10 protein-coding genes and 1 rRNA gene are annotated in these 8222 nt (G+C 57.0%); 4 read left to right on the top strand and 7 right to left on the bottom strand.

Features of this window, described 5'->3' with window-relative positions:
- Positions 1 to 2: 2 nt before the first annotated feature.
- The 5 genes from flgD to J1G33_RS26950 all read right to left on the bottom strand — a co-directional run bounded on the left by flgD (position 3) and on the right by J1G33_RS26950 (position 3704).
- On the bottom strand, positions 3 to 722 hold the full coding sequence (gene flgD, locus J1G33_RS26930; protein WP_032879841.1) for a flagellar hook assembly protein FlgD: 720 nt from the start codon (positions 720 to 722) through the stop codon (positions 3 to 5).
- A 16-nt stretch (positions 723 to 738) separates the two neighbouring features.
- Positions 739 to 1182, bottom strand: a complete 444-nt coding sequence (flgC, locus tag J1G33_RS26935) for a flagellar basal body rod protein FlgC (protein WP_005790586.1) — start codon at positions 1180 to 1182, stop codon at positions 739 to 741.
- Between the two features lie 3 nt (positions 1183 to 1185).
- Positions 1186 to 1593 carry a flagellar basal body rod protein FlgB gene (flgB, locus tag J1G33_RS26940; protein ID WP_003193573.1) on the bottom strand — a complete coding sequence of 136 codons (408 nt, stop codon included), beginning with the start codon at positions 1591 to 1593 and terminating at the stop codon, positions 1186 to 1188.
- A gap of 308 nt (positions 1594 to 1901) precedes the next feature.
- Entirely contained in the window at positions 1902 to 2729 is an 828-nt protein-coding gene (cheR, locus tag J1G33_RS26945) for a protein-glutamate O-methyltransferase CheR (RefSeq protein WP_005790588.1), read from the bottom strand.
- Positions 2730 to 2771: 42 nt separating this feature from the next.
- On the bottom strand, positions 2772 to 3704 hold the full coding sequence (locus J1G33_RS26950; protein ID WP_005790590.1) for a chemotaxis protein CheV: 933 nt from the start codon (positions 3702 to 3704) through the stop codon (positions 2772 to 2774).
- A 74-nt stretch (positions 3705 to 3778) separates the two neighbouring features.
- Between J1G33_RS26950 and flgA the strand changes: the two genes are divergently transcribed.
- The 4 genes from flgA (at position 3779) to J1G33_RS26970 (ending at position 6366) form a co-directional block, all read left to right on the top strand.
- Entirely contained in the window at positions 3779 to 4534 is a 756-nt protein-coding gene (gene flgA, locus J1G33_RS26955) for a flagellar basal body P-ring formation chaperone FlgA (protein ID WP_032879840.1), read from the top strand.
- A 143-nt stretch (positions 4535 to 4677) separates the two neighbouring features.
- Positions 4678 to 5001, top strand: a complete 324-nt coding sequence (gene flgM, locus J1G33_RS26960) for a flagellar biosynthesis anti-sigma factor FlgM (protein WP_032879838.1) — start codon at positions 4678 to 4680, stop codon at positions 4999 to 5001.
- Positions 5002 to 5049: 48 nt separating this feature from the next.
- Positions 5050 to 5520 carry a flagellar protein FlgN gene (locus tag J1G33_RS26965; protein ID WP_005790595.1) on the top strand — a complete coding sequence of 157 codons (471 nt, stop codon included), beginning with the start codon at positions 5050 to 5052 and terminating at the stop codon, positions 5518 to 5520.
- Positions 5521 to 5616: 96 nt separating this feature from the next.
- On the top strand, positions 5617 to 6366 hold the full coding sequence (locus J1G33_RS26970) for a flagellar brake protein (protein ID WP_005790597.1): 750 nt from the start codon (positions 5617 to 5619) through the stop codon (positions 6364 to 6366).
- Positions 6367 to 6423: 57 nt separating this feature from the next.
- Here J1G33_RS26970 and J1G33_RS26975 read toward each other — a convergent pair whose 3' ends face one another.
- Both J1G33_RS26975 and rrf read right to left on the bottom strand, forming a co-directional pair.
- The gene (locus J1G33_RS26975; protein WP_148854156.1) at positions 6424 to 7803 is read right to left on the bottom strand and encodes an MFS transporter; all 1380 of its coding nucleotides are present in this window, start codon (positions 7801 to 7803) and stop codon (positions 6424 to 6426) included.
- A 317-nt stretch (positions 7804 to 8120) separates the two neighbouring features.
- Positions 8121 to 8222 (bottom strand): 5S ribosomal RNA (gene rrf / locus J1G33_RS26980); the annotation flags it as partial.

The following is an 8222-nucleotide window of genomic DNA, read 5'->3' on the forward strand; positions in this document are numbered from 1 at the left end:
CTCTATGTACCGATAGTCTGAATTTGCGACAGCTTGACGCTGCCCATGCCGCCTGCAAGGTTGAGCAGCATTTCGCCGCCGGTCTTGCTCAAGGTCACGCTGGTGACCGTGGCCGGTAGCGAGGTGGCCAGGGCCACCGCGTCACCTTTGTCGTTCTTGGTGGAGGCATTGAAGGTGTAGGTGCCGGCTGGGGCGACCTCGCCCTTGTCATTCTTGCCGTCCCAAATAAAGCTCTGGCTGCCGGCACTCTGCGCGCCCATATCCACGGTGCGCACGACGTTGCCGTCCTTGTCGGTGATTTTGACGGAAACGTTACCCGCCGCCGATGGCACCTCTACCGAACCGTTCATGCTCTTGCTGGTATCAACCATGGCTTTGTCGGTCTGGATAATGATCGACCGCCCCACCAGCGATGAAGCCTGCAGCGCTTGCGAAGAGCTGAAGTTGCTGGAGATGTTATTCACCGAGTCGTTCAGGGTGTTGATGCCTTCCAGGCTGCTGAACTGGGCAAGTTGGGCCACGAACGCGCCGTTGTCCTGGGGCGACAGCGGGTTCTGGTTTTTCAGCTGGGTTACCAGCAACTGCAGGAATGCGTCCTTGCCCAGCGACTGGTTGCCAGTGGCCGCTTTGGAAACATTCGAGACATTGTTCGAAGCGTCCTTGACCTTGGAATTGAACAGGTCCTGGACTGCCGTGTTGTTTGACGTATCAACGATGGCCATTATTTGGCGCCCCTTATTACTGACCCAGGGTCAGGACCTTCTGCATCATGGCTTTGGCGGTGTTCATCATTTCCGCATTGGTCTGGAACGAACGACTGGCGGAGATCATGTCAGCCATTTCCTCGACCACGTTGACGTTGGGGTAGTAGACGTAACCCTTTTCGTTCGCGGCCGGATGGTTGGGCTCGTAACGGGCCTCCAGGTTGCTCTGGTCTTCGACCACACCCAGCACCTGCACGCCGGAGCCGGCTGCGTCCTGGTTCTGGAACAACGAATCGCTGCCACCGGCCTGGCCACCCTGGAACATGGTGGCAAACACCGGGTGACGGGCACGGTAAGTCTGGTCAATGCTCGAAGAGACGGTCTCGGCGTTGGCGATGTTACTGGCGACGGTGTTCAAACGCGTGGTCTGCGCGCTCATGCCACTGCCGGCAATATTGAAAACACTGGACAGGGACATGGCTTATTCTCCACGCAGGGCTGACATCAGCCCTTTGAATTTGCTGTTGAGCAGGGTAAAGCTGGCCTGGAAGTTCACCGAGTTCTCGGCGTAGTTCGATTGCTCCAACTGCGCGTCGACGGTGTTCTGGTCGATCGACGGCTGCATCGGCGTGCGATACAGCAACGACTCGTCACCCTTGCTCAGGCCTTGCGCTTCGATATGACGGCTGTTGGTCATGTTCAAGGCGAAGGTGCCGTTCTTGGTCTTGTCTTGCTGTGCGGCGAGCACGGCAGAGAAGTCCAGGTCCCGAGCCTTGTAGTTCGGGGTATCGGCGTTGGCAATGTTATTGGCCAGGACTTCGGCACGCTGGGCGCGAAAGCCCAGGGCTTGTTCATGGATACCGAGCGCTTTATCGAAGCTGATGCTCATGGCGGAAACCTTTAGGCTGACCTGCTGTTCGTTAGCAGGGTTATAGCAAGGTGCGTGCCAGTCTTGCGGAGGCCCGTATATCAAGGGTTTCGAGGGTAGGTGCCGGCGACTATGCCAGAAAAGCGGCAACGGGTTTCCGCGTGGCGCCAGTAAAGCGGCAATGGGGAGTTGCCGCTTTCTTCAACGTTGCCGCAGAAACAAATGTGGGAGGGGGCTTGCTCCCGATAGCGGTGTATCAGTGATAAAGACATCAACTGAACCACCGCTATCGGGAGCAAGCCCCCTCCCACACTTTAACTGCGTGCGACTTACTTGGCCTGGTAGATGATCCCCGGGCTGCACTGCACCATCTGGTAATGGTCCGGCAGGCCATTCAACGCTTCGGAAGCACCGAGGAACAGGTAACCGCCGCGCTTGAGCGTGCCGTGGATACGCAACAGGATGTCTTTCTTCACTTCGGCCGAGAAATAGATCAGCACGTTGCGGCAGAACACCATGTCGAACTTGCCCAGGCTGGCGTAGCTGTCGAGCAGGTTGAACGAGCGGAACTCCACGCGATTCTTGATCGGTGCCTTGATCGCCCAGCGCCCGGCGCCTTTGGGGTCGAAGTAACGCTGCAGGCGCTCCTGGGATAAACCGCGGCCCAGGGCCAGGCTGTCGTACTCACCGGTCTTGCAGTTGGTGAGCATGGTGCCGGACAAGTCGGTAGCAACAATTTGCGCGCCGGCTTTCAACTGGCCCATGTTGGTTCGCTCGAACTCGTCGATGGACATCGAGATCGAGTACGGCTCCTGCCCCGAGGAACAAGCCGCCGACCAGATACGCAGGCGCTGGCCAGGACTGGCCTTGATGGCTTCCGGCAACACTTTGTTCTTGAGCACTTCAAAGGGGTAGGTATCTCGAAACCACAGGGTTTCGTTGGTGGTCATGGCATCGACCACCATTTCCTTGAGCCCGCTGCGCGGCTGCCCCTGGATCCGCTGGACCAACTCACCCAGGGACTTGATGCCCTGCTGTTCCATCAGTTTGTTGAGACGGCTGGATACCAGGTACTGCTTGTTTTCACCGAGCAATATGCCACAGGCTTTTTCCAGGAAGACCCGGAACTGTTCGAAATCCAAATTACCCGTAGACAATGATACCGCCTCTTAAATCGTGTGATCGCCGGGGGAAATCCCCTAGCCGTGATCTGCTGCCTTGATCCGGTCGACTACCCGGGATGCGAGGTCATCAGGACGGAATTTGGCCAGAAAGTCATCAGCACCAACCTTCTTGACCATTGCCTGATTGAATACCCCCGACAACGAAGTATGCAGGATGATATGCAGTTTTTGCATGCGTGGATCGTTGCGTATCTCGGCCGTGAGCGTGTAGCCGTCCATTTCCGGCATCTCGATGTCGGAGATCATCATCAGGAATTCTTCTTCGGGCTTCTTGCCTTCGTCCACCAGCTTGCGCAGGTAATCCAAGGCCTGACGACCATCATTGAGGGCCACCACGTCTACACCAACGGTCTGCAGGCAGCGTGTGACCTGCTTGCGCGCCACTGAGGAGTCGTCCACGGTCAATACGCGCAGAGACACCGCCTTGTGTGCAGTCTCGGCATCCACCACACCCACAGAGATGGTTTCCGAGGTGGGCGCCACTTCGGCGAGGATTTTCTCCACGTCGATGATTTCGACCAACTGGTTATCGACCCGTGTCACCGCCGTCAGGTAGTGATCGCGCCCCGTGCCCTTGGGCGGCGGGTGGATCTCTTCCCAGTTCATATTGACGATACGCTCCACCGAGCGCACCAGGAAACCCTGGGTCTTGGTGTTGTACTCGGTGATGATTACAAAGGGGTTCTGGCGGTCTTGCAAACCCGCCGAGCCCGTGGCCATCGCCAGGTCAAGAATGGGAATAGTTGCACCACGGATGTTGGCTACGCCACACACCACTGGGCTGGACTTGGGCATGATCGTCAGCTTGGGGCATTGCAGCACTTCCCGCACTTTGAATACGTTGATGCCGTACAACTGCTTGCCATCCAGGCGAAAAAGCAACAACTCCAGGCGATTCTGCCCTACCAGCTGTGTGCGCTGGTTTACTGAATCCATTACACCTGCCATGCCCTGACTCCTAAATCCTGGGGGTACGACGCGCACCCAACACTAAACGGCACGAGCTTTGCTATTTATTAAACATGGATATTAAAACGACAGTTTCCCGACGCCCTAGCCACCGCAGGCTGTTCAGCACCGTGATGGCGCTGCTTGCCTTGAGCATTGGCGCTACCGCACGCGCCGACAATGTCACCCTGCCTGATCTCCTTATCGGCGTCACCCAGGGTTTTCTTGAATTCACTGTAGAAGATTATCTGGCGACCACGCAGACCCCGGGACGTTATGAAATTCAGGTCAGCCAGTTGGACCCGCGCTTGCGCATGCCGATGTGCGACAAGGAATTGACAGCCACGCTGGAAAGCCCTGCCCAGCCCATCGGACGCGTAACGGTAAAAGTTCGCTGTGAAGGCGCCTCGCCCTGGACGGTATTCGTGCCGGCTCAGGTCAAGCTGTTCCGCGATGTGGTAGTGGTCGCGCGACCGTTGAAACGCACCGGCATCATCGGCTACGAGGATGTGGCCCTGCGCGAGCGCGATATCAGCCTGATCAACCAGGGCTACCTGACCTCAGTGGACCAGGCTATCGGGCAGAGACTCACCCGACCAATGGTCACCGATCAAGTCATCACACTGGTTCATCTGGAACAGGCCGAAGTGATTCGCAAGGGTGACCAGGTGGTGATTTCTGCCAGCAGTGGCGGGCTGAACGTAAGGATGCCAGGGGAGGCACTGTCCAACGGCGGCATGAGCGAACAGATTCGCGTCAAGAACCTCAACTCCAATCGCGTGATCAAGGCGCGGGTCACGGCGCCAGGTCAGGTCGAAGTTGCTTTATAGATCACTGGAATCACAGCCCGGCTTTTCCTACACTGTGTATTGGATGTCGAGCGGTACAGGTTTATTGTCAATCGAGCCTAAAGTTTGCCCGGGTATGGCCGAAAACATGGCAAGCGTCCAAATACCCAGAGGTTTTTTTCACCATGGTCATTGATTTCAGTCGTTTGAATAGCACCCAGGCTTTGCCGGGCAATACGCGCACCAACGGTGCCAAGGACAGCGTAGAAGCCAAGTCCCAGCCCCTGCCCGCCAAGGCAGAGCAGGCCAGCGCCAGCCAGAGCGGGGAATCGGTACACCTGAGCAATGAGGCTCAACAGTTGCAGAAGGTCACTGACTCGCTGCGTGATCAGCCGGTTGTCAATAAAGCTCGCGTGGCTGAGTTGAAACAGGCCATCGCCGACGGCAGCTATAAAGTCGACAGCAGCCGTGTAGCCAGTAAGCTGCTTAACTTCGAAGCCGAGCGCTAGGCAAAAGCCTGCGCAGGGCTTTTGGACGCTTAAAACCCAAGGCCAGCCATGCACCACGACGAACATCTGCTTCAACTGATCATTGATGATCTGGCGCCCACGCACCAGTTGCTTGAGCTGCTCAAGGAAGAATCCCTGGCCCTGTACGGCCGGGACATGCCCTTGCTCGAAGAAATCCTGGCGCGCAAGCAGTCGCTGATTGTGTTGCTCGAACAACACGGCAAGAAGCGCAGCCAGATACTCATCAGCCTGGGCCTGCCTGCCGATCACGAAGGCCTGGCACAACTGGCCAGCCATTCCTCGGTCGGTGATCAATTACTGGCGCAAAGCAAAGAACTCAATCAATTGCTTGCCCAGTGCCAGGAAGCCAACCTGCTCAACGGCCAATCAATCCAGCTTCAGCAAGCCACGACCGCCAATCAGTTGCGCATACTGCACGGTGGTGAGCCTCCGGCCCTGTACAACGCCCAAGGCTCCACCTCTCGCCTGGTCAAGCCAAGTACCCGCAGCCAAGCCTGACACCGGTTTACAGCGCGACCTATCCAAGGAGCGCTACATACTGGCAAAATGCCGGTTCTTGCGTGTAGTCGTACTTTGTCTGGAGATGGAAGAACCGTGTTCAACGCCCCTAATGCGGAAGATGCACCGCAGCCACCGAAGGTGCTCACTACGCCTCTGGAAGTCGCCAGCACATTACGGATGCTGCAAGAAAGCCATGATCCGCTGATCATCACTTTCCACGAACGCAGCCAGCGCTTTCAAAGCTATTTGGTGGATATTGATCGGGACAGCAAAACGCTGGCCCTGGATGAAATGATCCCCCGAGACGGTGAGCGCTACCTCGAGAACGGCGAACCCTTTCGTATCGAAGGCTTCCATGAAGGTGTACGGGTTGCCTGGGAAAGCAATGGCACGCTGAACATCAGCGAAAAAGACGGCCACCGTATCTATAGCGGCAGCATGCCTGATGAAGTGGTTTACCATCAGCGGCGCAATGCATTTCGCGCCGCGCTGAAACTTGCGCAATTGGTGAATATCGAACTGGGCGGCGAGAAGCTCAAGGCACCGATCAGCGGCAAACTTCTGGACATTTCCGCCACCGGCTGCAAATTGCGCTTTGAGGGCGATATCTCCGAGCGCCTGCAGTTGGGCCAGGTCTATGACCGCTTTATCGCCGCCCTGCCCTTTGGCAGCATGACCACCTCCGTCGAACTGCGCTACCTGCACTTCGAAGACAAGATCAACACGACCTTTGCTGGCGTGCGCTTTCACAACATGAGTGGTTTGGTGCAGCGCCAGGTGGAGCGTTTTGTCTACCAGCTGCAGCGTGAGGCTCGGCGCTTCGACAAGGACGATGATCTTTAAGGTTTGGACGCTGAAATAAAAAACGGGCAGTTCCTGATAGGAACTGCCCGTTTTCATTCAGGGGCGTGCCCTGCTCAAGTCATGGGGATGTTCATCCGGGTCCACCGGCTCCTGCGGCTCTTCATTGGCTGGCTCATCAGTTACCGGGGCTGGCTCGGGTTCCGGGTCAGGGACAGTGACCTGCATCTGCTCCTGCACCACTTGCTCATCCACCCGTGGGTCGAGCGCTGCTACCAGCGGTGAACTGGACATGCTGTCAGGCATCGCCACGTGATGCAGCGGGGCGTCGTCGACCTGGTGCAGGTTGGTCACTGCTTTGGGGCGGATGCGCCATACCAGGATCAACGCACACAAACTGAAAAACGCGTAGAGCATCTGGCTGCCGAACAACTTCATCACTACGCCCGCCAGCAGTGGGCCGATACTGGCGCCTATGCCGTAGGTCACCAACAACATGGCCGTCAGCGAAACCCGACGATCACCTTCTACATGATCGTTGGAAAAAGCCACTGCCAATGGGTAAAGGCAGAATTGCACCAGCGAACAGAAGAAGCCTGCCACAAACAGCACTTCCAGCGGTACTTGAGTCATGATCGCCAGCGGCAACGCTGTTACGGCCAGGCACAACGCAAAGCAGCGAATCAACAGCGCGCGGTCATAGCGGTCCGATAGCCATCCCAGCGGCCACTGAACGACCAAGCCGGCAAAAATGCAGCTCCCCATGAACAAGCCGACTTGCTCAGTCGTCAGCCCCTGCTGAGACGCGTAGAGCGGCGCCAAACCGTAGAACGACCCAACGATCAAGCCCGCGCCCAGCACCGTACTAAGAGACTGTGGCACACGCTTTATAAAAAAACGGGGCTCCATCGGGGCCGGGTGCAGGGGCGCGGGGTGAATGCGTCGGGTCATGGCCACAGGCACCAGGCACAACGCAAAACACAGCGCGACCAACATCAGCAGTTCAAGCCCAAGGTGAGGATGCATAACCAGGATCAACTGCCCCAGTACCAACCCGAGGTAGGACGCGATCATGTAGCCGCTGAACACTACGCCACGCTGCTTGGCATCCGCCTGTTCATTGAGCCAGCTTTCGATAACCATGTACTGGCACATCATCCCCAGGCCGACGATTATCCGCAGCACGATCCAGGCAGGTAGCCAATCAATCAAGCCATGACCCAGCACTGCCGCGCCGACGATTCCGGCGCAAGTCGCGTAGGCACGAATATGTCCAACGCGGGCAATCAGGCGATGCCCGATCTTGCCGCCCAGTACCAAGCCAAAATAGTTGGCGGCCATCAGCGCACCGACCCACAAACTGTCGACATTGTCTGCCGCCAGGCGCAAGGCCAGGTAAGTACTGAGCAGGCCGGAGCCAATCAGCATCATCAAAGAGGCGAAATAAAGGGCTCGAAAAGATTTCCAGATCTGGCGCATCGGCGTTCCGAGCGGCTCCTTGCGGTAAGGGATTGGGCTATCGGCATGATAGTCCGGGTGGTCGGGTCCGGACAGGCGGTGCGGCCTGTTTCCGGGGATTATTTTGCATAAGAGCTCAGACGTTGCACCTGTGTCTGTAGGTACACAACGATAGAGATAAATACATGACGCCCCTGCTGTGAACCCTGAAGCGCTGCAAGGTTCGACTGATCTTTGAGGCTTTGCAAAAAGCTGTGGGTATTGAATAGCTCGGTACTTTTCGACCGCCCAAAACAAAACCCCTGTTTGCGTTAGCAAACAGGGGTTTCGGAATTTAATCTTGACGATGACCTACTCTCACATGGGGAAACCCCACACTACCATCGGCGATGCATCGTTTCACTGCTGAGTTCGGGATGGGATCAGGTGGTTCCAATGCT

Origin of the sequence: Pseudomonas sp. P867 (genome assembly GCF_019891455.1) — a bacterium.
GTDB classification, from domain to species: Bacteria; Pseudomonadota; Gammaproteobacteria; order Pseudomonadales; family Pseudomonadaceae; genus Aquipseudomonas; species Aquipseudomonas synxantha_A.